This window comes from Enterobacter sp. PI-10 (genome assembly GCF_027947695.1).
GTDB classification, from domain to species: Bacteria; Pseudomonadota; Gammaproteobacteria; order Enterobacterales; family Enterobacteriaceae; genus Enterobacter; species Enterobacter vonholyi.
This window is the reverse complement of the sequence record NZ_JAJNOG010000005.1, coordinates 190,537-214,292: the sequence shown is the minus strand read 5'-3', so window position 1 is coordinate 214,292 and position 23,756 is coordinate 190,537. Positions and strand designations below refer to the sequence as shown.

Below are 23,756 nucleotides of genomic sequence, written 5' to 3'. Positions count from 1 at the left end.
TACAATAAGGATATATCCTGTAGCGTTTCATTTATCATCCCCATTGAGTTTTCTTAGGAATACTCCTTTAATTTACGCCCACTAACTACTCTCTCAATAATTAAGCACCGATTAAACACCCTAACTTATTGTTATTTTAAATAACCACCTACACCGAAGAAAAATACCTTCTTCAGCCACTTTCATGCATATTTAAAAATACTGCATATACTCACTAATACGCCGCTCGGCGTTCTTTTGCGTGGAGTATTCATATGCTACCTAATAATGTTAGTCGCATCAGCGCTATTGCTGTTGCGGTACTGCTCGCGTTCTCTCTTTCTGCCTGTAGTGGAAGCGGTGGCGGATCTCACTCAACAGCCAAAAATAACCCTGCAACGGGAAGCAGCAGCGGCTCAGATGATGGAAGTGGCACAACCGCGAGCAATGGCGGTTCGGGCAGCAACGGATCGGGCACCGGAACGGGTTCAGGTACCGGGACAGGCGCTGGTGGCGGAACGGGTTCTGGTTCAGGATCGGGCTCAGGCTCAGGCTCAGGGGGCAGTGGAGGAACAACTACCGCAGGCGTAAATACGATACTGGGTGATGCTGGTAAAACCGTGACCAGCGTCGGATCCACTGTGGATGGCCTCGGAAGCCAGCTTCCAACAAATAATCCCGTCACATCAACCGTTTCAACCACCGTCAGCGGTGTTGGCAGTGCCGTGTCCACCGTGGGGACAGGCGTCACGACTGGCGTTGGCGATCCAAACAACCCGAACGGTGTGGGTACAACGGTTAAAGGCGTGACCACGTCGGTCACCTCCCTCGGCAATACCGTTTCAACGGTAGGTACGGGCCTGGCGAGTTCCACTTCCGGAGCATCGGTCAGCGGCGTAACGGGCCTGACGGGTAGCGTGGTAAACAGTACCGGGCAACTGGTCAGTAACACCGGCACGGGTCTCACCAACACGGTAAGCAGCCCTGCAGTCACTCAGGTAACAACCGATACCACGACCCTGGCTAACAAGACGCTGGGCGGAGTACAAGGCGTGACGCAAACCGTAGGCACCACAACGGGTCTCGGCACACCGGTCAACGGTCTGCTAACCCAGGTGGGTGGCACCGTCAGCGGCGTAGGGACCAACATTAGCAGCAGCAATAGCGGGCTTAGCGGTGTCGGTCAGGTCGTTCAAAATGTCGGCCAGACGGTCACGGATAGCGGTACGCTAGTGAAACCCACATCAACCACCGGAGGCAGCGGCACAGGATCTCTGACGGCCGATGCCAATGTGACAGCCACAAACAATAGCCTGAGCACAACGGTCAATACCACCCTCAATACGCTGACTGCGGGTGTAACGGCCAATGCAGGCACAACCCAAAACACATCTACGTCAAACCCGATTAACGGGCTCAACACGCTAACGTCGAGCCTACTGACGCCAAAACAGTAATCCTTTTATTGCCTGTCTGCGCCCCTGGTTAAGGGGCGCTTTATTCAGCGACACTTACCCCAACCGGGGATGACGAACAGGGATTGCGCGATGAAACACCACTTCCTTTTTTCGCTGACGGGGCTGGTTGTGCTGAGCATGGCCCGCGCCGATACTCTGCCCTCTATTATTAACCCCGATAACCCGGCGCAAGTTTCTCGTAACGTTGCCCCCGAACAGACTGAAGCCGTTCAACAGCCGACCGTCAAAATAGAAAAACCGAAGTCAACGCTGACGCCTGAAACGCCCATTACCATTAATCACATTCAGTTTATTGGCGGCACGCGTTATCCCTTGAAGGAATTACTTCAGCCCTTCAGACCTTACGCCGGAAAAACCGTGCCGCTAAAAACGCTCACGGGGCTGGTAAACGATATTACGGCGCGCTACAAGGCTGACGGTTTTCCGCTCTCCTATGCCTGGCTGCCCGATAATAATTTCCAGCAGGGCAATATTAAAATTGTTCTGGTTGAAGGCTATGTCGCTCATAGCGACATCACCAGTAATAACCCCCACATCGCTGAACGTCTTAAACGTCTGTCCGAAAAAATCATGGCGGAAAAACCGCTGTCTCAGGATACGTTCGATCGCTACAGCCAGCTGATGACGCGCACCCCGAACGTTCCGGTTACGGCTAACGCGCAGCTGCCAACCAATATCTATGGCGCGGCGGCGATGCAAATCACCGGCAACCAGGAGCGGAGCTGGAATATCGCCTCGACGATCGATACCCGTAAAGGGCAAGATTTAATGATGCTGAACGGCACGCTCAGCAACATGACAAGCTATGGCGATCAGCTTGGCGTGGCCACGCTTGTGCCGTTAGATAGCAACACGCGAAAAAACTATGTCGGGCTCAACTGGCAGCAGTTTTTAAACGATGAAGGGCTGACGATGCAGCTCAAAGGCAGCTATTACCATGAAGAGCCGCGAGATTTTTCTCCCCTGCTCTCTTTGCCGAATAATATCAGCGTCGATTCGAAGCAAAAAACAACGCAATACAACGGCGGCGTGACGTTTGGCTATCCCCTGCTGCTGACGCAAAAATCACAAATTAATCTGACCAGCGGTTTTGATTACACCGACCGCCAGGATGATTATGCTCTGCAGGCCAGACTGCAGGGCAAAACCTATAGCCTTGACTCCGTCAATCAGCACGCGCGTTATCCCGCCCTGGAAGTCGGCATCAACGGTGCACATCAATTCACAACCGCCAGCATCAGCGGCCGACTCAACGTTCGTCAGGGTATTGATGCGATGGGTGCCGATATCGTCTCGGCCCCCAGGCCCGATATTAATTTTACGCTCACGAAAAGCTATCTGGACGCAGCCTGGCTGTTTGCCGATAAATGGCGGCTATCAACCTCCTGGGAGGGAGACTGGTCAAACAACACGCTGCCCGAGCCCGAACGCGTTAGCTTCGGTGCCCAGCGCTTTGGACGAGGATATCAGGACAGTGAAGCAAGCGGTGACTACGGCTACGGCGGGCAGGTAGAACTGCGCTATATCCAGATGCGAAAAGAGAGCACCTGGCTTGCCACTATCCAGCCCTACATCCTGGCCGATACCGCGCAAACCTGGTTTAACACCTCCGGCTTGCCTCATCAGCGGCTCGGGTCAGTGGCGGCAGGCGTGATGGTAGGCGATACCCGCCACTATAGCATCACGGTTGAGGCGGCAAGACCCGTCGGGGATGTTTCGACAGACAGTCGCAACAGAGACTGGCGCTACAGCCTGACGTTTACCTGGAATTTCAATAAAATGCAGTAAGCTTTTCAGCCCGAAGACTGGCAGGATCAACACAGCGCAGCGCGTGGGTTGGACAGGCCTCCACGCAGGCCGGTCCGCCTTCGCGATGCAGGCACAAATCACATTTCAGCGCTTGTGCCTTACCCCCATCCAGACGCACCTGCATCGCCCCAAACGGACAGGCGACCATACAGCTCTTGCAGCCAATACAGCGCGTCTGCTCAACAAGCCAGGCGCCCGCCATAAGGCAAATGGCATGGGTTGGGCAGACATTGGCACAGGGTGCGTCCTCGCACTGATGGCAACCCACCGCCGTAGTATATGTATCCCCCTTCACAACCCGCAGGCGAGAGGTAAAAGCCTCTGCGGTGAAGTCATCCTGATGCGCAACCGCACAGGCCACTTCACAGGTGCGGCACCCGATGCATTTTTCCGCATCCGCCATGATAAATCGGTTCATCTGTTACGCCTCTCGTACGTTAAAATCCAGCTCTTTTGAGATCGCATACGGAACGCGGCCGTGGATATCAAACACCAGTTCATCATACATGGCGCTCAGTTCAGTGATGGTGTTCCGCGTCAAAGGTTGGATCTCAACGCCATGTAGATCTTGCCCATTGCGGAGCAATAGAGAGGCATATGCTGGCCGATTCAGATCCCGGATATGCAGCAGGAACTGCTCGACAGGCACGATCGTAGGCCGGGTAAGGCGAACCTGCCCCCGGCTTTACCGCATCAGAAACGCCAGGTCAGGCCGGTCATCAGCGCGAAGCTGTCATCGCGGTCGATCATCGGGCTGTTCTTCACGTCGTCAGGCAACACGGTGTAAACCGCGCTGGCGTTGAGGTACAGATTCTGGGTTAACTGATATTTAGCCGCCAGGCCAACGTATGGCGTCCAACTGTCGCCAGCGGTGTATTTATCCAGTCCGGAGCGGCGAGACTCGCTGCCGGATACGCCGTAGTAATAGTCGTTATAGCTTTCGTCGCTGTAGAAAACACCAACAGAAGGTGTCAGGGTCAGGCGCTCCATTTTGATCGGACGGAAGTACGATACCTCGCCCACCACGCCGCCGCTTTCATCCATCGCATCGCCAGAAACGGCCACTTTCAGCGACCCCCAGCTTTCGTGACGGTAGTACGCCCCACCGAGGAACGCAGATGCTTTACGCTCATCAAGCTGCTTCATCTGATGGTCGTCGTTGTCATCAGGATCGAAATGCAGCGGCATCCACGTTGCGGTCAGGCTGAGTTCATTTTTTGCGTCTTTCCACAGGATCCATCCACCCGTGGTCTGGCGAACATAAAAGCGATCGCCTTCGTAGCTAATTAACGGTACTGCGGTAGTATTTTCGTTATAACCTTTGTAAGGAGACTCATTAAATACAGCCCCCGCTCCAAGTGAAAAATCACCAGCCATGGCAGACGTTGATGCAAATAACGTGGCCGCGATGAGTAAATTGTATTTAATAGTCATTCTATGTAATCCATTTAAATGCCAAACAAGCGAGGCGCATAATAATGGTTACAAAATTGCCAATGCAACGCTGCGGTTTATATAATATTATATATAAAATCATATAGATGGGTGTGCATGATGAGTACATTACAGCTAAAACCACGCGAATTAAAAATTATCTCCGTCATTGCAGCCACCCACAGCATTGGTGATGCCGCCGCCCTGCTGGGTATGGCGCAGGCCAACGTCAGTAAATATCTGTCTGATTTTGAAACGCGGGTTGGACTCAAGGTTTTTGAGCGCACCACGCGCCAGCTTGCCCTGACCCAGTTTGGTGAAGCGTTGCTCCCTTACGTTAATGCAACACTGGATAAGAACAGCCAGCTTGTGAATTTCATTGCGGATTATAAGCACGAAAAGCGCGGAAAAGTGACGATCTATGCCCCAACCGGCATCGTGACCTACCTCGCGCGACACGTGATCCATCAGATAGAAGACATCGGTGACATTCGCATTTCTTTGAAAACCTACAATCTGGACCGGAATGAATTTTCAGAAGGCGTTTCCTTTCCGGATGACTGCGACATTTTAATTACTTATGCGCAGCCTAAAGACGAAAGTCTGGTTGCCAGCGTTCTGACACAATATTCCGTTACGGCCTTCGCAACCGTGGAGTATTTAAATAAACACCCCTTAACGGGACCGGAAGATTTAATTAATCACTCCTGTATTCTCATTGACTCCATGCTGGTTGATGATGCCAACATCTGGCGTTTCCGAGTGCACGGCAGCGATGACGTGCATGACTACCGGGTGACCGGTAATTATATTTGCGACAATACTCAGACGGCTCTGGAGCTGGCAAGAAATAATCTTGGGATTGTTTTTGCACCAAAAGAAAGTCTGAAAAAAGAATTAACGCAAGGAATGCTGGTCCCCTGCTTCCCGCATCAGGAAGAGTGGTGGCTCGATCTGACGGCCATCTTCCGCAAACGCGAATACCAGCCCTGGCGCGTGCAATACGTACTGGATGGCGTTCTGAACTGCCTGCGCCAGCAAATTGCTCAGGCCGTGCATGGACGGCCTGAGCTGGGTGATTAAAACAGCCCCAGCGGCTTATCGGAGTAGCTGACCAGCAAACATTTCGTCTGCTGATAATGCTCCAGCATCATCTTGTGGGTTTCACGCCCGATGCCCGATTGCTTATAACCGCCAAATGCCGCGTGCGCAGGATAGGCGTGGTAGCAGTTGGTCCATACGCGCCCGGCCTGAATGCCTCTGCCCATTTTATAGGCCAGATTACCGTTGCGGCTCCAGACGCCTGCTCCCAGGCCATACGGCGTGTCGTTGGCAATCTCCAGCGCCTCCTCCATCGTTTTGAAGGTGGTCACGGCCAGTACCGGTCCGAAAATTTCTTCCTGGAAGACGCGCATGTTGTTTTGACCGAACAGGATCGTCGGCTCCAGATAATACCCGTCCTGCAGATCCCCACCGAGTACCTTACGACGCCCACCGGTGAGAATATCCGCCCCCTCTTTCTTGCCGATATCAATGTAGTTGAGGATAGTTTCCAGCTGTCCATGCGAGACCTGCGCCCCCATCTGCGTGGCGTTATCAAGCGGGTTACCGCTGCGGATAGACTCAACGCGCCGAATCGCCCGCTCCATAAAGCGCTCGTAGATGGACTCTTGTACCAGCGCACGGCTTGGGCAAGTGCAGACTTCGCCCTGGTTAAACGCAAACAGCGCAAACCCTTCCAGGGCTTTATCGAAGAAGGCATCCTCTTCCTCCATCACGTCTGCGAAGAAGATGTTCGGGGATTTCCCGCCCAGCTCCAGGGTCACCGGAATGATGTTCTGCGTGGCGTACTGCATGATCTGCTGGCCCACCTCCGTCGATCCGGTAAACGCCACTTTGGCGATCCGTTTTGAGGTAGCCAGATATTCCCCTATCTCACCGCCCGCACCGTTAACCACGTTAATCACGCCCGGCGGCAAAAGATCGCCAACGATTTCCATCAGCAGCAGCACCGAGAGCGGGGTCAGACGCGCCGGTTTCAGCACGATGCAGTTTCCCGCCGCCAGCGCGGGCGCCATTTTCCAGCTCGCCATCAGCAGCGGGAAGTTCCACGGTATGATTTGCCCGACGACGCCCAGCGGTTCGTGGAAGTGATACGCCACGGTATCGCTGTCTACCTCGCTTATTCCTCCCTCCTGAGCGCGAATGCAGGAAGCAAAATAGCGGAAGTGGTCAATGGCCAGCGGCACGTCTGCCGCCATCGTTTCCCGTATCGGCTTGCCGTTATCCCAGGTTTCAGCCGTCGCCAGCAGCTCCAGATTCTGCTCCATCCGATCGGCGATTTTGAACAGGATCGCCGCCCGGTCCTGCACGGAGGTGTGAGCCCATTTTTCTTTCGCTTTGTGCGCCGCATCCAGCGCCAGGTCGATATCACGCTTGCCGGAGCTGGCAATTTCGCACAGCGGCTGGCCGGTAACGGGAGTAAGGTTGGAATAGTATTCGCCGTCGACGGGAGCTACCCAGTCGCCGCCAATAAAGTTGTCATAACGAGGCTTCAGCTTGAGGGGAAAACCATACTCGCCGGGCTGGATACGCGATGAGGGAGGATTGTTTGTCATGACCGTCTCCTTGCTGTTGGTGTACAACAAGGGTAGTTCCGGCTGGCGATTTTCTCGCCAACCGATAACGGCGTTTACGACGGGGGTCACGGAGTTTCAGGAAATAATAACGAATCGCGTAATAAATGATCGTTACCGCGACGGCGGGTAAAGCCGATGCGGTTGAAGTATTCCAGGATCTGGATCGCCAGCTTGCGCCCCACGTTCAGCCGATCGCGGAAATCCGCTGCGCAGGTCGAGCCGCGCGCCTGATCCAGCTCGCGGATCAGGTTGGCAAACGCCACAATACGATCGTTACGGTAATAACGATCTTTCACGATCGCGACTATTAGCCCCTGCTGCGCCGCATGGCGCAATACCTGGCGCATTAGCTGTTCGTCGGTGTTGGTTTCGCGAGCCAGATCGCGAACCCACCACGGCTCATCGCCAAACAGCGGGGCTACTTTTTGCCATATCGCCTCCTGATCTGCGGTGAACCCGGCCTTGTGATCCGGCAGGTGCAGCCAGCCGTGGTGGCTTTTAATCACCCCGCTTTCGCGCATGTTTTCAATCAGCAGCAGCACCAGCGCATCGTCTTCCATCGGCAGCGCCATGCGTCGCAGACGCTCACGGCCCGGGCCTGGCTCGTCCTGATGCTGTTCGTGGTAAGTCGCAAGCGTGTTCAGTATCTTACGCTGCCATTGCGCAGCAACCGGGGCATTGAGCAGGCTGTCTCCGGCCTGTATAAAGCCCGGCTGCTGGGCCAGCAGGCGTAACCCTTCTTCGCTCAGCTGGCGTGCCCATGCAAAATCACGCAGGCTCACCGCCCCGCGATCGAGGTGCACCCGCAGCGCGGCGTTATCATCGCTGGCCTGCGCCAGCGCGGCCAGCCACTGCAGATATTCAGGTTTGCGCTTGCCGCGTCGCGGTGGATTCAGCGCCACCACGCGCGCCCCGGCCAGCGTTTCCCTTGCAGAAATATCACGCAGAACCAGACGATCGTTGTCTGCCAGCCAGAGCGGTGAATCGAATACCAGTTCGGCAAGATCGTTTTCCAGCAGCGACACGCGCCCGGTGATATGGCTGGCCGCGTGGTGAATATGCAGCGGCTGCCATTGGGTCAGGGGCACGTTTGCCTGCAGGGAGACGATGACGCGTTCAGACGGTTCCAGCGGAGCATCGGCCAGCAGCCAGTCGCCGCGATTAAGCTGCTCTTTTTCCGCATCCCCGGCAATGTTCAGCGCGATCCGCTGCCCGGCGTGGGCGCGGTCTGCGGGCTGGTTTTGTGCGTGCAGCCCGCGCACGCGCATCGGTTTGTTCACGCCCGTCAGCCAGAGCGTATCACCGACGTTCACTTCGCCGCTCAGCGCCGTACCAGTCACCACCAGCCCCGCGCCTTTTACGGTAAACGCCCGGTCGATCGCCAGGCGGAAACGATGATGGCTGGCGTGGTCGCGTGATGAAAGCTGCTGTAAGTGGTGGCGAAGTTCGTCGATACCGCGCCCTTCCGTCGCCACGGTGACAAATAGCGGTGCATCGGAAAAACCATACTCCCGCAAGGTCGCCTGTACCGTTTCGCGCACCTCGCTGACGCGTGCGTCATCCACGCGATCGGCTTTGGTCAGCGCCACGGTCAGCTGCGGGTTACCGGTCAGCTGCAGGATCGCCAGGTGCTCGAGGGTTTGCGCCATCACGCCGTCATCGCAGGCCACCACCAGCAGGGCATGATCGATGCCGCCCACGCCCGCCAGCATGTTGGACAGAAACTTTTCATGCCCCGGCACATCAATAAAGCCCAGCACGCGGCCATCAGGCTGGGGCCAGTAGGCATAGCCCAGATCGATGGTCATGCCGCGCTTTTTCTCTTCCGGCAGGCGGTCGGCGTTTACGCCGGTAATGGCCTGCAGTAACGTGGTTTTTCCGTGGTCAACGTGACCGGCGGTGGCAATAATCATTTCAACAACATCTCCAGAAATCGCTCTTCATCTTCAAGGCAGCGCAGATCCAGCCACATCCGGCCATCGTAAATCCGCCCGATCACCGGCGTCGACAAATTACGCCAGCGCGACGACAGGGCTTCAAGGTGGCTGCCGCGCCCGTCGCGCGGGGTGAACGTCAGCGCTTCACTCGGCAGCCTGTCCACCGGCAACGAACCGCTGCCAATCTGCGACTGGCAGGGCTCAATGCGAACGTCAAAATCGGGGTAGTGAGGAGCGACGCGCGGCAGCAGTAATTCGGCCTGGGCGCGAATCGAGGCGGCATCGCGGCTTAACAGGCGCAGCGTGGGCAGGCGCTCAGCCAGTTTTTCCGGATGGAGATAGAGCCGCAGCGTCGCCTCCAGCGCGGCAAGCGTCATTTTATCGGCGCGCAGGGCGCGCTTGAGCGGATGCTGCTGCAGCTGCGCAATCAGCTCGCGCTTGCCGACGATAATCCCGGCCTGCGGCCCGCCCAGCAGTTTGTCGCCGGAAAAGCTGACCAGGCTAACGCCCGCCGCAATCATCTCCTGCGGCATCGGCTCTTTTGGCAGCCCGTACAGGCTTAGATCCACCAGCGAGCCGCTGCCGAGATCGGCAATCACCGGTATGTTCAGTTCGCGCCCAATCGCCGCCAGCTCCGCCTCTTCAACCGTTTTGGTGAAGCCTTCAATATGATAATTGCTGGTGTGGACCTTCATCAGCAGGGCAGTATTTTCATTCACTGCCGCGCGATAGTCTTTCGCATGGGTACGGTTGGTGGTGCCCACTTCATGCAGCGTGCAGCCCGCCTGGCGCATCACGTCCGGAATACGAAATGCCCCGCCAATCTCCACCAGCTCGCCGCGGGACACCACTACCTCTTTGCCGCTGGCGGTGGCCGCCAGCATCAGCAGCACCGCTGCGGCGTTGTTATTCACAATGCAGGCATCTTCCGCGCCGGTCAGCTGGCACAGCAGCTCCGCCAGCGCGCGGTCGCGGTGCCCGCGTCCGGCGCCGTCCAGATCGTACTCCAGCGTTACAGGCGCTTGCATGGCCTGCACGACGGCGGCAACGGCCTCTTCCGCCTGCTGGGCTCGCCCGAGGTTGGTATGCAGTACGGTACCGGTCAGGTTAATCACCGGGCGTAACGCGCTTTGCGCCTTCTCATCCAGCCGCTGTTCAACTTCCTGCTCCCACGCACTGCACCAGTCGGGCAAGGCGTTTTCTGCCTGAATCGCGCAGCGGGCTTCGTCCTGAAGCAGGCGTAACATTTCCACCGTCGCGGTATGGCCGAAGCGCTCAACAACAGCATGAATGCGGGGCTCGCGAAGGAGACGGTCGGTAGCGGGGATCTGGCTGTACAGCGAACGATGAGTAGTCATGAAAGCGCCTGGCGAATAAATATCTTCCCCCCTCCCGACGGGAGAGGGAGTTAACATGTAGAGGGATTGTACCGCCTCCGACGCCGAAGTGTTATAACCCGCGTCAAGCCTTTGGCGGTTCTGTACGGGCAAAGCTCTCGCGGCTAAACAGCGTGTCTGCAAGCTTCACCAGCAGCGGACGGTCGACGCACCAGCCCGGGGAGACGTGGCGGAAGTTGAGATAGCCAATCGCGCAGGCGATGGCGATAGTTGCCAGGTTCAGGCTGTCGGTGTCGATCTTTCCCTCCCGGATAAGCTGTTCGCACCTGTCCAGGCTGCGGCTGATTTTTTCCCGCTGGCGTAACAGTTCCGTTTCCGACTGCTGGGCAGCGGGCCTTGCCTGTTCCCGTACGGAGGTTAATGCCGCATCCATAATACCGTCGGCCAGGGCTTCAATTTGCTTCACCGCCAGCGCCGCTTTTGGGTCAGCCGGCAGCATTGCCGGGGCAACGCCCAGCAGCTCGATATACTCCGCAATAATCGGGGAATCAAACCAGTATTCGCCCTCGTCCGTGACCAGCGCTGGCACTTTTCCCAGCGGGTTGTACTGCGCGACGCCGTTTTCCGCGTTGTAGGGCTGTTCATTCACGAATTCAAATTCAATCCCCTTCTCCAGTAGGAGAATCGAGATTTTTCGCACGAAGGGACTGGTATAGCTGCCGATGAGTTTCATTGCCTGATCCTTGATGCCGGAAAAAAGTCAGTATGGATCAAGCGATGAAAAAAGGGCAGGTCTGCATGTCGCATTCCTGCCCTGGAAGGATTAGTGATCGAGGTAGAGGTAGTGCATCCAGCTGGTCATACGCAGCAGTACTTTACGCATAACCGAGACGTGGGCGAAGTGGTCCGAATAGACCGCCACCTGGGCATAGATACCGTCCGGCAGGGCATCGACTTCGGCGTTGGGTTCCAGCTCAATAAGTGCCTGAACGCCGTCCGTTCCAGGCACCACCGTCAGCGACTGCAGCGCGCCCTGCGCCTGATAGGTTCCCCCCGGCACCACCGGCAGAATACTGGTGAGCTTCCCGGAGAACACCTGGCCCGGCAGCGCGTTAAACACCACTTCCGCTTCATCGCCCGGCTTCAGACGCAGCAGCGAGTTCTGGCGGAACTGGGCCACAATCTGACGCTTCTGTTCTGGGATAAAGACCATCACCGGACGCAGCGGCAGCGCGGCGGCATAGGTCCCCGGACGTATCAGCACCTGGGTGATGTAACCATCGCTCGGCGCACGCACCACGGTCTGGTCCAGGTTGTATTTGGCTTCGGCAAGCTGGGCGCGTAACGACGCAATCTGCGACTGCTCGCCGTTCACCATGCTGTCTAACTGGCTTTGGATCTGTACCTGTTCAGCCACGGAGCCTTTCACCAGCGCATCCTGCGCCAGATAGTTCTGCCGCGCGTTGTCGATATCGCTTTCAGAGAACGGATTCACCTTCGCCTGGCTGCCTTTCAGGTAGCGCTGATAATCTTTATAGAGGCGATCGCGTTCAGCGGAGACGCGCGTGGTATTGGCAACGGCTTCCGCCAGCTGCGCCTTCAGATTATCGATATTGTGCGTCGCGGTCACCAGGTCGGCCTGAAGCCTGTCGACCCGCGCCTGATAGCGGCCTGGATCCAGTTTAAATAACACTTCGCCTTTTTTAATTAGCTGGTTATTTTTATCGGTCACTTCGCTGACCACACCGGTCACCTGCGGCGTGATTGGAATAGAAATAACCGCTTTTTGCGCCGTAAAGGTATACGGGTGGTTATAGTTCATTAACAGAATAAGTCCGGCAACAATAAATACGCCGCCTAATGTTGCGGTGGCAAGCGTCCACTGGTTGACCGGAATTCGGAATATTTTAAAGATGGCCCAGGCAAATGCCACGTAGGTCAAAATAATCAACAGATCCATGATTAGCGCTCCAGCGTGTTCTTATCAGCAGCAGGCTTTACCGCGGCCAGCTTTTGTTCTAATTCGGCCACGCGTTTGGCCAGCGCATCCATGCCCGGAACCTCATCAGGCTTTGTGATGTGGTTTTGCATACCCCAGCCGCGATCTTCACGGTACAGCGTGGCCCAAATCCACAGGAATGGCCAGATGGCATGAAGCGTAAACAGGCTAATCCAGCCTGCCGTATGAATGGCATCGGCATGCGGGTGGTTACGCTTTTTGGCCATATTATAAGGGATGTCATGGATAGCGATGATTCCATAAAAGAGAACCAGAAATACAAAAATCAATACGCCCAGCGCAAAATAGTTGAGAAACATATTCTCCTCACTTAAACAACGTCAACTCATTAAATTAATAAAACGGTACGCAACCTAATTAATTTTTTATAAACACGGGGTTGTGCTTATTATTTCCGAGCCGGGGAGTATGGGTTTTTATAATATCTCCATGCAAGTTTATAAGCGTGTCAAAATATATCCTGAATAATAATAGACTTAACCTTACAATATGAGCGTAATCCACCTTTTAACTTTTCGCCATACCACACATCAAAAGTGGTTTTTTGGCTTATCGTGTCGTGCCATATCATCCTGGCGCTGAAACGCGAAGCAGAGTTTGCCGTCGATCACAGCCGGAGAAATCTGCATAAAAATATTTTGTGAAATCAGTCACAATCCAGAAACAAACACGCCAGAACAAAATGTGACAACAATCACACAAAATGGTGTATTTTGCTTTTTTTCTCGCCATCGTATTTTTTTTGCCCATCGTTTTTGTGATTCAGATCACCTCATAGATATCCTTACCCCCTACATTTACGTGACATGAATCACATAAATTTTCACTGTCTGGACAGTTGAACGATTCAGTGCCAGATTTCACAGCATCAGAACAGGGCCCGGCTACCTCTGCCGCCTCATTAACAATAAACCTCGGGCCATAAGCCTTAGCGTAAACAGAAGAAGGGGTGTTTTATGTCATCCGATTTCAAGATCAAAGTTCAAAGCTTTGGTCGTTTCCTCAGCAACATGGTGATGCCAAATATCGGCGCGTTTATCGCGTGGGGTATCATCACCGCATTGTTCATTCCGACAGGGTGGTTGCCTAACGAAACGCTGGCGAAACTTGTTGGCCCAATGATTACCTATCTCCTGCCGCTGCTCATCGGTTTCACCGGGGGTCGTCTGGTGGGCGGTGACCGTGGTGGCGTAGTGGGTGCCATCACAACCATGGGTGTTATCGTCGGTGCGGATATGCCGATGTTCCTCGGTGCGATGATTGCCGGTCCTCTGGGCGGCTGGGCGATTAAGAAATTCGACGTCTGGGTTGATGGTAAGATCAAATCCGGCTTCGAAATGCTGGTGAACAACTTCTCTGCGGGCATCATCGGGATGATCCTCGCCATTCTGGCGTTCCTCGGCATTGGCCCTGCGGTTGAAGTGCTGTCTAAAATTCTGGCGGCAGGCGTTAACTTCATGGTGGCGCACGAAATGCTGCCGCTGGCGTCTATCTTCGTTGAACCGGCGAAAATCCTGTTCCTTAACAACGCCATCAACCACGGTATCTTCTCGCCGCTGGGTATTCAGCAGTCTCACGATCTCGGCAAGTCTATCTTCTTCCTGATTGAAGCCAACCCGGGTCCGGGTATGGGCGTTCTGCTGGCGTACATCTTCTTCGGCCGTGGTAGCGCAAAACAGTCTGCTGGCGGTGCGGCGATCATCCACTTCCTGGGCGGTATACACGAAATTTACTTCCCGTACGTGCTGATGAACCCACGTCTGATCCTGGCCGTTATCCTCGGCGGTATGACCGGCGTGTTCACCCTGAGCGTGCTGGGCGGCGGTCTGGTTTCTCCAGCTTCTCCGGGTTCTATCCTGGCGGTACTGGCAATGACGCCAAAAGGCGCTTACTTCGCGAACCTCGCGGCTATTTTTGCGGCAATGGCCGTCTCCTTCGTGGTCTCTTCTATCCTGCTGAAAACCAGCAAGGTGAAAGAAGATGATGACATCGAAGCCGCAACCCGTCGTATGCACGACATGAAAGCCGAATCCAAAGGCGCGACGCCACTGGCAGCCGGTGATGTCTCTAACGACCTGAGCCACGTGCGTAAAATCATCGTTGCCTGCGACGCCGGTATGGGTTCCAGCGCGATGGGTGCAGGCGTGCTGCGTAAGAAAGTGCAGGATGCGGGCCTGACCAACATCTCCGTGACCAACAGCGCCATTAACAGCCTGCCGCCGGATGTTGACCTGGTTATCACGCACCGCGATCTGACCGAACGCGCCATGCGTCAGGTACCACAGGCACAGCACATTTCGCTGACCAACTTCCTTGACAGCGGCCTGTACACCAGCCTGACCGAACGTCTGGTGGCCGCGCAGCGTCACGAAGACAACGAAGTGAAAGTGCGCTCCAGCCTGCAGGACAGCTTTGATGAGAGCAATGCACACCTGTTTAAGCTGGGTGCGGAGAATATTTTCCTCGGTCGTACCGCGGCCACCAAAGAAGACGCGATTCGCTTTGCCGGTGAGCAGCTGGTGAAAGGCGGCTACGTTCAGCCTGAATATGTCGACGCGATGCTGGAACGTGAAAAACTGACGCCAACCTACCTGGGCGAATCCATCGCGGTGCCGCACGGAACGGTTGAAGCGAAAGATCGCGTCCTGAAAACCGGCGTCGTATTCTGTCAGTATCCGCAGGGCGTGCGCTTCGGTGAAGAAGAAGACGACATCGCCCGTCTGGTAATTGGTATCGCCGCTCGCAACAACGAGCACATTCAGGTGATTACCAGCCTGACCAACGCGCTGGACGATGAGTCCGTCATTGAGCGTCTGGCCAACACCACCAGCGTGGAAGAAGTGCTGGCTCTGCTGAACAAATAAGTTCTCTTCCCTCTCCCTCCGGGGAGAGGGCTAGGGTGAGGGGGAAAACGTTCCTCACCCCAGCCCTCTCGGGTAAAAACATTGATGAAGGTTAACACTATGAAAGCATTACATTTTGGCGCAGGTAATATCGGTCGTGGTTTTATCGGTAAACTGCTTGCTGACGCGGGCATTACTCTGACATTCGCCGATGTGAATCAGGTTGTCCTGGATGCCCTGAATGCCCGTCATAGCTATCAGGTCCATGTGGTGGGCGAAAACGAGCAGGTTGAGACGGTATCCGGCGTCAACGCGGTCAGCAGCATCGGTGAAGACGTTATTGACCTGATCGCCAGCGTCGATCTGGTCACCACCGCCGTGGGTCCGGTCGTCCTTGAGCGCATCGCCCCTGCGGTTGCAAAAGGCCTGGCAAAACGTAAAGCGCAGGGCATCGACACCCCGCTGAACATCATCGCCTGTGAAAACATGGTGCGCGGCACTACGCAGCTGAAAGGCCACGTTCTTAACGCGGTGGCAGACGAAGACAAAGCCTGGGTTGAAGCGCACGTGGGTTTTGTGGATTCCGCCGTGGACCGCATCGTTCCGCCTTCCGAATCCGCGACCAACGACCCGCTGGAAGTGACCGTAGAAACCTTCAGCGAGTGGATCGTCGATAAAACCCAGTTTAAAGGCGCGCTGCCGACCATTCCGGGAATGGAATTAACCGATAACCTGATGGCATTTGTCGAACGCAAGCTCTTCACGCTGAACACCGGGCATGCTATAACCGCGTACCTCGGAAAATTGGCCGGTCATCAGACCATTCGTGACGCGATCCTCGATGAGAAGATCCGCGCGGTGGTAAAAGGGGCAATGGAAGAGAGCGGCGCGGTGCTGATCAAACGCTACGGTTTTGATACTGAGAAACACGCAGCATACATCCAGAAAATCCTCGGTCGCTTTGAAAACCCGTATCTGAAAGATGACGTTGAGCGCGTGGGCCGCCAGCCGCTGCGCAAGCTGAGCGCGGGCGATCGCCTGATTAAGCCGCTGCTGGGCACGCTGGAATACGGCCTGCCACATGCCAACCTGGTGAAAGGGATTGCCGCAGCGATGCACTACCGCAGCGAGCAGGACCCACAGGCGATTGAGCTGGCTCAGCTGATTGATGATAAAGGCGCGCAGGCTGCGCTGGCGCAGATTTCCGGTCTGGACGCCAACAGCGACGTGGTTGCGGAGGCGGTCAACGCATACAACGCAACCAAATGATGCAGAATGCGGCGCAGGTAATCCTGCGCCCTGATTACAGATTGTCAGATATGCAGGCAATAATGGAACAAACCCAGGCCTTTGAAAATCGTGTGCTTGAGCGTCTGAATGCTGGCAAAACCGTACGAAGTTTCCTGATTGCCGCCGTCGAGCTGTTAACCGAGGCGGTGAATATCCTGGTGCTTCAGGTGTTTCGCAAAGACGACTACGCGGTAAAATATGCTGTAGAACCGTTACTGGACGGAGACGGACCGCTGGGCGATCTATCCGTGCGTCTGAAGCTGATTTATGGTCTTGGCGTGCTCAACCGACAAGAGTATGAAGATGCGGAGCTGCTAATGGCGCTGCGCGAAGAGCTCAATCATGACGGTAACGAGTATACCTTTACCGACGATGAGATTCTGGGGCCCTTCGGCGAGCTGCACTGCGTTACCGCGCTGCCCCCTGCTCCCCATTTTGATAACAGCGACCCTGAGCTTTACGCGATGCAAAAGCTGCGTTATCAACAGGTTGTCCGTTCCACGATGGTTCTCTCCCTGACTGAGCTGATTTCCCGAATCAGCTTAAAAAAAGCGTTTCAGAAGTAAGCCTGCTCACATTGGTGTATCCTTCCCTGTAAATTCCCCGTTTTCAGAGTTATTTGTCATGAAAGAAGTCGAAAAGAACGAAATTAAACGCCTGAGCGACCGCCTGGATCTGATCCGCCACCAGATGGCTGGCCTGTCGCTGGTCGATTCCGCCGAGAAATACGCCGAGCTTGAGAAAGAGACCGCGAAGCTGGAAGCGGAAATCGAGCGCCTGCGCGAAGTCAAAGGCCAGAAGCTGAGCAAAGAAGCGCAGAAGCTGATGAACATGCCGCACCGCCGCGCGATCACCAAAAAAGAACAGGCCGACATGGGCAAGCTGAAGAAAAGCGTCCGCGGTCTGGTGGTGGTACACCCGATGACCGAGCTTGGCCGCGAAATGGGCCTGAAAGAGATGACGGGCTTTTGTAAGACCGCGTTCTGATACTTAATCTAAGTAAAATTTAATACAAGCCAGCCCAATATATTCATCAGAAGAATGTATTGGGTTTTTTATTGTCCAAAACTACAGGATTACTTCCCGTAAATCTAAACAAGCAATAGTAAAATCTGCAGGTTCACAATTCTCATTCTTGAGAGTAAAGTGGACATTCATTTCTTTCGATCTAACTAATACACACGGCACGTCATTGAAATATAAAATATTTCTTTGGCATGATGGTATGTCATTGCATTAGGTTATAAATTTTATGAATTCTACTGAGAGCTCTACCTTTCAAAACAGCGCCCTTTCTTTAGAACAAAAACTTGAAAAAGCCAGGGCTGAACTTCTGGATTTGGGGGCAAGAAACCGCTTACTAAACATTCCGCGATCGAAGAATACACGTTTCCTGGAAGTGATTGATGAGCGTTCTGAACTGGTCTACAACCTTCTGTTTAATGAAAAAAAAACGTTCACATTTTTGCATGGTAAATCAGGTAAAGAAGACGACCAGGAGACTGAAGATGGTCTTTCAGACGAAAAAGCTTTTATTTATCAATTTGATGAAAAAAACACCGAAATCAAATCGCAGCATCTTGATACTAAACTGCAGACTCGTTTAACCCCTAAAGGGTTGCAAACTCGATTACTTGATTTGTACCACGACTCCAAAACGCTTGAAGAGGAGCAAGGCGCAAACATTCTTTTCCTGGCACTGGGCACATTGAAGTGGGTAGATCCCGCCAATAAAGAGAATGTCCGTTATGCTCCTCTGATACTAGTGCCAGTAAGTCTGGAACGCGGTAGTGCTGGAGAAAGATTTAAACTAAAAGCACGTTCAGAAGACATCATGCCTAACCTCTCTTTGGAAGCATTCCTTGAACGCGTACATCAGATCACATTACCTGTGATGCAATCTGATGATGATGAAATTAACATAAGTAGTTACTTTGAAGCTGTACAGCAATCAATAGCTTTGAAAACAGGCTGGGAAGTTATAACAAATGACATCATCCTTGGTTTGTTCTCATTTTCTAAATTTTTGATGTATCGAGATCTCGATCCTGCAAACTGGCCCGATGATGAAGCTATTACATCAAAATATCTTATTCGCGCCCTCATGGAAGAAGGGTTTGATGAAAGCGATGGACTACTTTCAGAAGACAGCTCTATAGACCAACTTATCACGCCTAAAGATATGCTTCATATTATGGATAGCGATAGCTCTCAAACGCTGGCGATCCATGAAGTAAGGAGAGGTAAAAACCTTGTCATACAGGGACCTCCTGGCACGGGTAAGTCACAGACAATAGCCAATATTATTGCGTCGGCTATCGCGGATGGAAAAACAGTACTTTTTGTTGCAGAAAAAATGGCAGCTCTTGAAGTCGTCAAACGCCGTCTCGACCAAACAGGAGTCGGTGATGCCTGTTTAGAACTTCATAGCAACAAGGCCAATAAACGACTTTTACTCGAGGAGTTGAAGCGAGTATGGGATTTAGGTTCGCCCCGCGGTGAATTTCCTGATGAATTAATTGAGAACTTAACCGAAGCTCGTGACTCCCTGAATGCCCACCCAGCGCGCCTCCACAAAGTCTATACACCTTCGGGTTTGAGCCCTTATCAGGTGATTGGGCAATTGGTAAGATTGCGTCAAAATGAACAAACACCTACGGACTTCATTCTTCATGGCTTCGATGAATGGAGTAATAACGATCTGATAAAACGACTGGATCTCGTTAAAGAGCTTATTGAACGAATTGAGAGTATTGGGCTACCCCATAATCATCCCTGGAATGGTGTCAAACGAGAATCCGTTTTACCGGGTGAACTCGATCGCCTGATGCCAAAAATTACTACGTTGTTACACAAAGTACATGACTTTCAAAACACTATAGCGACTTTAGCTGTACGAGTTGGAATAACACCTGAACCAGTACTTTTCAACGAGGCGGACAAAATTTTTCAGATTGCTAACCTCATAAATCAAGCACCTGAGTTAGAGGAAGCTGCACTAGTTAATCCTGTCTGGTCTAACTCTCTTTACGAAATAAAAGGTCTAATTGAGCAGGGTACAACGTATCAAAATAATTTCGAGGAAATCAAAGACCAGCTTCATGATGAACAGTTTGATACCCCTCTACTTGAATTCCGAGATGAACTGCAAACAGTCCCAGAGGATCTTTTGCCAGATGCCTTCTCAGCTGCCAGAGCATTACTACCACTATTACCGCAAATTCAATTAACAGTGGCCCATCTGACGAAAGAGCTAGGTACTGAATCTCTGTATCGTTCATCTCAGGAAATCAATAATCTGATTGAACTCAGCATACGCGTAGCTGATGCCCCCGATGCGAGCCCGCAAGCTTTTGTCGCTTCCGTATGGGAGCATGGTGTCGAACAAGCCAGAGAGTTGGTCAATTCAATCGCTGATTTACATTCTTTGCGTCAGAAAATCGATCCCCATGTTTCGGAGACCATATGGGATACCGAACTCACACAAATTCGTCATAACCTTGCGATACATACTGGGATGTTCAAAATACTGAACAGCGAATGGCGTCGTTCACGTGCACTTGCTCACTCCCTCATTCGAAATACAAATCAACCTATTCAGCAGCAAATTGAGCTTTTGGATAAGGTTATTCAGGCGCAAGCGCTACGAAAAAACATCGCCAACGCTAGCGAGTTTGGGGACAGTGCGTTTGGCTCACATTGGCGTGGTGAAAACAGTGACAGCAGTGCTCTGAAGGCATTAGTAGAATGGATGGCAACGCTTAAAGATGTTGGTTCAGAAGCACGTTTACTGGCGAGCCAACTGTCTGATCGTGAAACGTTGAGGCACTTTAGCCAGAAACTGGAGCTGCTTCTTAATCAAGCCGATATTGAACTGAAACAACTTTGGAAGGCTTTTGGCGCAACTGCAGAATCCTGGTTTGATAATCATTATTCTATTAAGCGTGTTCCATTAAGCTATGTTGAAGCTATGGCTCAAAAACTTAGTCGTATAGATTCAACATCACAACAGGTGTTTAAAGATCCGGCAGATCGCCCTGGTGAACGTCTGGCGCTGGTCAAGAAGATTATCGCATTGCAATATCAAAAGAAGGCCATCGAATCCCAATACGAATTGGGAAGCGCAGCATTGGGTAGTGCATGGCGAGGTACACTGTCCAACTGGCAAAATATCGTTAGCGATTGTACATGGATTGAAAAACACGGTGACTTACGCTTCATATGCGCGACAGTAAACGATCCTGGTGAGTTACTGAACTCCGCTAATCAGCTTTCAGCGACACGTGTCTCTATCATTAACGAACTTGAAAATCTGGCCAACGAACTCGAATCGTCCACCGACGAATTCTTCCATTTGGATAATCAGCATTTACGTATCGATAGTGTCCTGCTAAAACTAACCTCCTGGACTGAAAATGCCGAACAACTGTCTAAATGGGTTGCCTGGCAACACCGGCGCAACCAGGCAAATAATTTGGGACTCTCAGAAGTTGTAGAACGGCTTGAGGATGGGCGCTTACCATTATCAACTTGTTATAGCTCGGTCGAATATACCTACTATGAATCGCTGTTCAGTTTAATGGCTAAAGAGACACCGTCTCTTTCCCGCTTCGACGGTGAACTTCATAACCGAAAAGTGCAGTACTTTGCCGAAATGGATTTACGCCGTATAAAGAGCTCAAGTATCGAGGTCGCTCGGGCACACCATCGTCGTATTCCTTCAAAAATCGGAGCGGCAGGTCCGGTTGGAGTCCTGCGTGCCGAAATGGCGAGGAAAAGAGGCCATATGCCTATTCGCCAATTGATGCTTAAAGCGGGCCCGGCAATTCAGGCAATCAAACCGGTCATGATGATGAGCCCACTCTCTGTCGCACAATTCTTGATCCCAGGTAAGCAAAAATTTGATTTGCTCGTTATGGACGAAGCCAGCCAGATTCAGCCTGTCGATGCCATAGGTGCAATTGCGCGCTGTCAGCAAGTTGTTGTTGTCGGGGACGAAAGGCAATTGCCGCCAACCAGTTTCTTCTCTCGTATGACTGAAGCCAGTAACGATGATGGGGATGAAGATTCGACGCAAGTAGCAGATATCGAAAGCATACTTGGATTGTTTGTTGCCAGAGGCTTGCCACAGCGAATGCTCCGCTGGCATTACCGTAGTCGACACCAGTCGCTTATTGCGGTTTCTAATAGTCAGTTCTACGAAAACAAATTGTTTATAGTACCAAGCCCATACACTGAAGAGGCGGGTATGGGCTTGCGATTCCATTATGTTGAAAACGGTGTTTTCGAATCAGGTGCAGGTAATTCCAACCCTATTGAGGCAAAAAGAATTGCTACCGCAATTCTTGAGCATGTACAGCAGAATCCCGAATTGTCACTGGGAGTCGCAACATTCTCGGTTTCACAACGTAAGGCTATTCAGGATGAATTAGAGGTTCTTCGCCGTTTAAATCCTCAATATGAGGATTTCTTTAATTCCCATCCAGGAGAGCCATTCTTCATTAAAAACCTGGAAAATATCCAAGGTGATGAACGTGATGTCATCATGATCTCTGTAGGGTATGCGCGTAATAAACAAGGCTATCTGGCAATGCGATTTGGCCCTCTGGGTTCGCAAGGTGGTGAGCGACGGCTGAATGTGCTGATTAGCCGTGCAAAACGTCGATGTGAGGTTTTTGCATCGATCACCGATGAAGATATTGATCTTGAGCGAGCGAAAGGTGTTGGCGTCATAGCATTCAAACTATTCCTTCAATATGCCCGTACAGGACGCTTATCAATGTCCAAAGTTTCCGGGCGTCCGATGGATAGCGTATTTGAAGAACAAGTCGCCTCAGCACTTCAGAACCGAGGCTATCAAGTACACCCGCAAGTAGGAATTGCTGGCTTCTTTATCGATCTAGCAATTGCCGATCCTGAATTACCGGGACGTTATCTTCTCGGGATTGAATGTGATGGCAGTGCTTATCATTCCTCTCGGTCTGCCCGAGAGCGTGATCGTTTACGTCAGGCCGTACTTGAAGATCATGGTTGGATAATACACCGAATCTGGAGTACGGATTGGTTCCAAAGACCAGAGGAACAATTGCAAAAAGTTATTGATGCTATTGATAATGCAAAAGCAGAACTGAATAGCAGAGCAGAACATACATACGGGCGTTCCCGAGCTGTTCCTATTGATATCGTGGCAGTTGAACGAGAAGACGTTATTGAGGTTGGTTTTGATAGAACTGATTCCGCTAATGGCCAGTCTGTAAGTTATGAAGAAGCACAGCCCGAAGCCAATCTTTCATATGCTTTACATGAAACACCAACCGGCATACTTGCTGACATGGTTGAAAAAATAGTCTTCACAGAATCTCCTATCCATATTAACGAGGTAATAACTCGTCTTCGCTCCGCATGGGGATTACAACGGGCTGGTGCACGGATAGAAAGCGTTGTTAGTCATGCTGCTCAAATTGCCTGCAGGAAAGGTAATATTTATAAGGAACATGAATTTTTCATACACAAGGAAGTAACTATTCGACTCCGCAACAGACAGAACGTCTTGTCTGCAAGCTTGCGTAAACCAGAACTGATCGCACCTATAGAAATCGCTTCGGGTATATTTGACATCGTTAGCGCAAGCCTTGGAGCAACTGAAGATGAAATCATTACATCTGTCTCAAGGATGCTTGGTTTTAAATCAACCAGTAGTGTTCTTCGAAAAGTGATCTCCGATGTTATTGAGCTGGAGATTAAAGATAACCGTCTTAAGCAACAAGATGGTTTGATAGTCATCGGGGAGACAGCTTCTATTCAAAATGCTGTCTAATTCCTGAAATTCGATTAACTCTTCTGCGGGGCCCACCATCATACTGTGGAGCCCCTGCCTCAAATTGGCCCAACCAATCCCCCTGTTCTTTCTTCCCTGGTTCACAATTCCATTATTTCCGCTCACAAACTCATTGCCTGACCATAACAATTGGTTAACCATTCATTGTCATT

Annotated in this window: 17 protein-coding genes and 1 pseudogene; 9 read left to right on the top strand and 9 right to left on the bottom strand. The window is 52.4% G+C overall.

Annotated elements, in window-relative coordinates; all coding sequences use genetic code 11:
• Nucleotides 1–267: 267 nt before the first annotated feature.
• The 3 genes from LRM19_RS13705 to LRM19_RS13695 all read left to right on the top strand — a co-directional run bounded on the left by LRM19_RS13705 (nucleotide 268) and on the right by LRM19_RS13695 (nucleotide 3,245).
• Nucleotides 268–570: a hypothetical protein gene (locus LRM19_RS13705; protein ID WP_115876677.1), complete on the top strand. Its 303-nt coding sequence runs from the start codon at nucleotides 268–270 to the stop codon at nucleotides 568–570.
• Between the two features lie 29 nt (nucleotides 571–599).
• Nucleotides 600–1,436: a collagen-like triple helix repeat-containing protein gene (locus LRM19_RS13700; protein WP_271369154.1), complete on the top strand. Its 837-nt coding sequence runs from the start codon at nucleotides 600–602 to the stop codon at nucleotides 1,434–1,436.
• A 90-nt stretch (nucleotides 1,437–1,526) separates the two neighbouring features.
• Nucleotides 1,527–3,245 (top strand): ShlB/FhaC/HecB family hemolysin secretion/activation protein, encoded by a 1,719-nt coding sequence (locus LRM19_RS13695; protein WP_271369153.1) that lies wholly within the window; start codon nucleotides 1,527–1,529, stop codon nucleotides 3,243–3,245.
• Here the strand turns inward: LRM19_RS13695 and LRM19_RS13690 are convergent.
• From LRM19_RS13690 to LRM19_RS13680, 3 genes and pseudogenes are all read right to left on the bottom strand, one after another.
• Nucleotides 3,229–3,684: a 4Fe-4S dicluster domain-containing protein gene (locus LRM19_RS13690; RefSeq protein WP_271369152.1), complete on the bottom strand. Its 456-nt coding sequence runs from the start codon at nucleotides 3,682–3,684 to the stop codon at nucleotides 3,229–3,231. The two genes, LRM19_RS13695 and LRM19_RS13690, sit on opposite strands and share 17 nt — an antisense overlap.
• Nucleotides 3,685–3,687: 3 nt before the next feature.
• Nucleotides 3,688–3,875 (bottom strand): annotated as a pseudogene (locus LRM19_RS13685) (IclR family transcriptional regulator domain-containing protein); the annotation flags it as partial.
• An 84-nt stretch (nucleotides 3,876–3,959) separates the two neighbouring features.
• On the bottom strand, nucleotides 3,960–4,700 hold the full coding sequence (locus LRM19_RS13680; protein ID WP_133293532.1) for a MipA/OmpV family protein: 741 nt from the start codon (nucleotides 4,698–4,700) through the stop codon (nucleotides 3,960–3,962).
• Between the two features lie 117 nt (nucleotides 4,701–4,817).
• On the opposite strand from LRM19_RS13680, the gene LRM19_RS13675 reads away from it, so the two are divergent.
• Nucleotides 4,818–5,783: a LysR family transcriptional regulator gene (locus tag LRM19_RS13675; RefSeq protein WP_111964325.1), complete on the top strand. Its 966-nt coding sequence runs from the start codon at nucleotides 4,818–4,820 to the stop codon at nucleotides 5,781–5,783.
• Here the strand turns inward: LRM19_RS13675 and aldB are convergent.
• The 6 genes from aldB to LRM19_RS13645 form a co-directional block, all read right to left on the bottom strand.
• Nucleotides 5,780–7,318: an aldehyde dehydrogenase AldB gene (aldB, locus tag LRM19_RS13670; protein WP_111964324.1), complete on the bottom strand. Its 1,539-nt coding sequence runs from the start codon at nucleotides 7,316–7,318 to the stop codon at nucleotides 5,780–5,782. The two genes, LRM19_RS13675 and aldB, sit on opposite strands and share 4 nt — an antisense overlap.
• 86 nt (nucleotides 7,319–7,404) lie before the next feature.
• Nucleotides 7,405–9,252: a selenocysteine-specific translation elongation factor gene (gene selB / locus LRM19_RS13665; RefSeq protein WP_271369151.1), complete on the bottom strand. Its 1,848-nt coding sequence runs from the start codon at nucleotides 9,250–9,252 to the stop codon at nucleotides 7,405–7,407.
• Nucleotides 9,249–10,634 (bottom strand): L-seryl-tRNA(Sec) selenium transferase, encoded by a 1,386-nt coding sequence (gene selA / locus LRM19_RS13660; RefSeq protein WP_271369150.1) that lies wholly within the window; start codon nucleotides 10,632–10,634, stop codon nucleotides 9,249–9,251. Before selA ends, selB begins: the two co-directional genes overlap by 4 nt.
• A gap of 103 nt (nucleotides 10,635–10,737) precedes the next feature.
• On the bottom strand, nucleotides 10,738–11,346 hold the full coding sequence (locus LRM19_RS13655; RefSeq protein ID WP_271369149.1) for a glutathione S-transferase: 609 nt from the start codon (nucleotides 11,344–11,346) through the stop codon (nucleotides 10,738–10,740).
• Between the two features lie 90 nt (nucleotides 11,347–11,436).
• The gene (locus LRM19_RS13650) at nucleotides 11,437–12,573 is read right to left on the bottom strand and encodes an HlyD family secretion protein (RefSeq protein ID WP_115876687.1); all 1,137 of its coding nucleotides are present in this window, start codon (nucleotides 12,571–12,573) and stop codon (nucleotides 11,437–11,439) included.
• Between the two features lie 2 nt (nucleotides 12,574–12,575).
• The gene (locus LRM19_RS13645; protein WP_024906600.1) at nucleotides 12,576–12,932 is read right to left on the bottom strand and encodes a DUF3302 domain-containing protein; all 357 of its coding nucleotides are present in this window, start codon (nucleotides 12,930–12,932) and stop codon (nucleotides 12,576–12,578) included.
• A gap of 657 nt (nucleotides 12,933–13,589) precedes the next feature.
• Here LRM19_RS13645 and LRM19_RS13640 point away from each other — a divergent pair.
• The 5 genes from LRM19_RS13640 to LRM19_RS13620 all read left to right on the top strand — a co-directional run bounded on the left by LRM19_RS13640 (nucleotide 13,590) and on the right by LRM19_RS13620 (nucleotide 23,583).
• Nucleotides 13,590–15,497, top strand: a complete 1,908-nt coding sequence (locus LRM19_RS13640; RefSeq protein WP_045337118.1) for a PTS mannitol transporter subunit IICBA — start codon at nucleotides 13,590–13,592, stop codon at nucleotides 15,495–15,497.
• Nucleotides 15,498–15,596: 99 nt separating this feature from the next.
• Nucleotides 15,597–16,745 (top strand): mannitol-1-phosphate 5-dehydrogenase, encoded by a 1,149-nt coding sequence (gene mtlD / locus LRM19_RS13635; protein ID WP_115876688.1) that lies wholly within the window; start codon nucleotides 15,597–15,599, stop codon nucleotides 16,743–16,745.
• Nucleotides 16,742–17,332: a mannitol operon repressor MtlR gene (gene mtlR, locus LRM19_RS13630; protein ID WP_115876689.1), complete on the top strand. Its 591-nt coding sequence runs from the start codon at nucleotides 16,742–16,744 to the stop codon at nucleotides 17,330–17,332. The genes mtlD and mtlR overlap by 4 nt, the downstream gene beginning before the upstream one ends.
• A gap of 58 nt (nucleotides 17,333–17,390) precedes the next feature.
• Nucleotides 17,391–17,753, top strand: a complete 363-nt coding sequence (locus LRM19_RS13625) for a YibL family ribosome-associated protein (protein ID WP_008502724.1) — start codon at nucleotides 17,391–17,393, stop codon at nucleotides 17,751–17,753.
• Between the two features lie 265 nt (nucleotides 17,754–18,018).
• The gene (locus LRM19_RS13620; protein ID WP_271369148.1) at nucleotides 18,019–23,583 is read left to right on the top strand and encodes a DUF3320 domain-containing protein; all 5,565 of its coding nucleotides are present in this window, start codon (nucleotides 18,019–18,021) and stop codon (nucleotides 23,581–23,583) included.
• The last annotated feature ends 173 nt before the right edge of the window (nucleotides 23,584–23,756 follow it).

Coding starts and splice junctions, on each gene's coding strand:
- LRM19_RS13705 (WP_115876677.1), top strand. CDS start 268: ATGTTAGTCGCATCAGCGCTATTGCTGTTGCGGTACTGCTCGCGTTCT.
- LRM19_RS13645 (WP_024906600.1), bottom strand. CDS start 12,932: ATGTTTCTCAACTATTTTGCGCTGGGCGTATTGATTTTTGTATTTCTG.
- LRM19_RS13625 (WP_008502724.1), top strand. CDS start 17,391: ATGAAAGAAGTCGAAAAGAACGAAATTAAACGCCTGAGCGACCGCCTG.
- LRM19_RS13655 (WP_271369149.1), bottom strand. CDS start 11,346: ATGAAACTCATCGGCAGCTATACCAGTCCCTTCGTGCGAAAAATCTCG.
- aldB (WP_111964324.1), bottom strand. CDS start 7,318: ATGACAAACAATCCTCCCTCATCGCGTATCCAGCCCGGCGAGTATGGT.
- LRM19_RS13640 (WP_045337118.1), top strand. CDS start 13,590: ATGTCATCCGATTTCAAGATCAAAGTTCAAAGCTTTGGTCGTTTCCTC.
- LRM19_RS13690 (WP_271369152.1), bottom strand. CDS start 3,684: ATGAACCGATTTATCATGGCGGATGCGGAAAAATGCATCGGGTGCCGC.
- LRM19_RS13675 (WP_111964325.1), top strand. CDS start 4,818: ATGATGAGTACATTACAGCTAAAACCACGCGAATTAAAAATTATCTCC.
- LRM19_RS13620 (WP_271369148.1), top strand. CDS start 18,019: ATGAATTCTACTGAGAGCTCTACCTTTCAAAACAGCGCCCTTTCTTTA.
- selB (WP_271369151.1), bottom strand. CDS start 9,252: ATGATTATTGCCACCGCCGGTCACGTTGACCACGGAAAAACCACGTTA.
- selA (WP_271369150.1), bottom strand. CDS start 10,634: ATGACTACTCATCGTTCGCTGTACAGCCAGATCCCCGCTACCGACCGT.
- LRM19_RS13680 (WP_133293532.1), bottom strand. CDS start 4,700: ATGACTATTAAATACAATTTACTCATCGCGGCCACGTTATTTGCATCA.
- mtlR (WP_115876689.1), top strand. CDS start 16,742: ATGATGCAGAATGCGGCGCAGGTAATCCTGCGCCCTGATTACAGATTG.
- LRM19_RS13650 (WP_115876687.1), bottom strand. CDS start 12,573: ATGGATCTGTTGATTATTTTGACCTACGTGGCATTTGCCTGGGCCATC.
- LRM19_RS13695 (WP_271369153.1), top strand. CDS start 1,527: ATGAAACACCACTTCCTTTTTTCGCTGACGGGGCTGGTTGTGCTGAGC.
- mtlD (WP_115876688.1), top strand. CDS start 15,597: ATGAAAGCATTACATTTTGGCGCAGGTAATATCGGTCGTGGTTTTATC.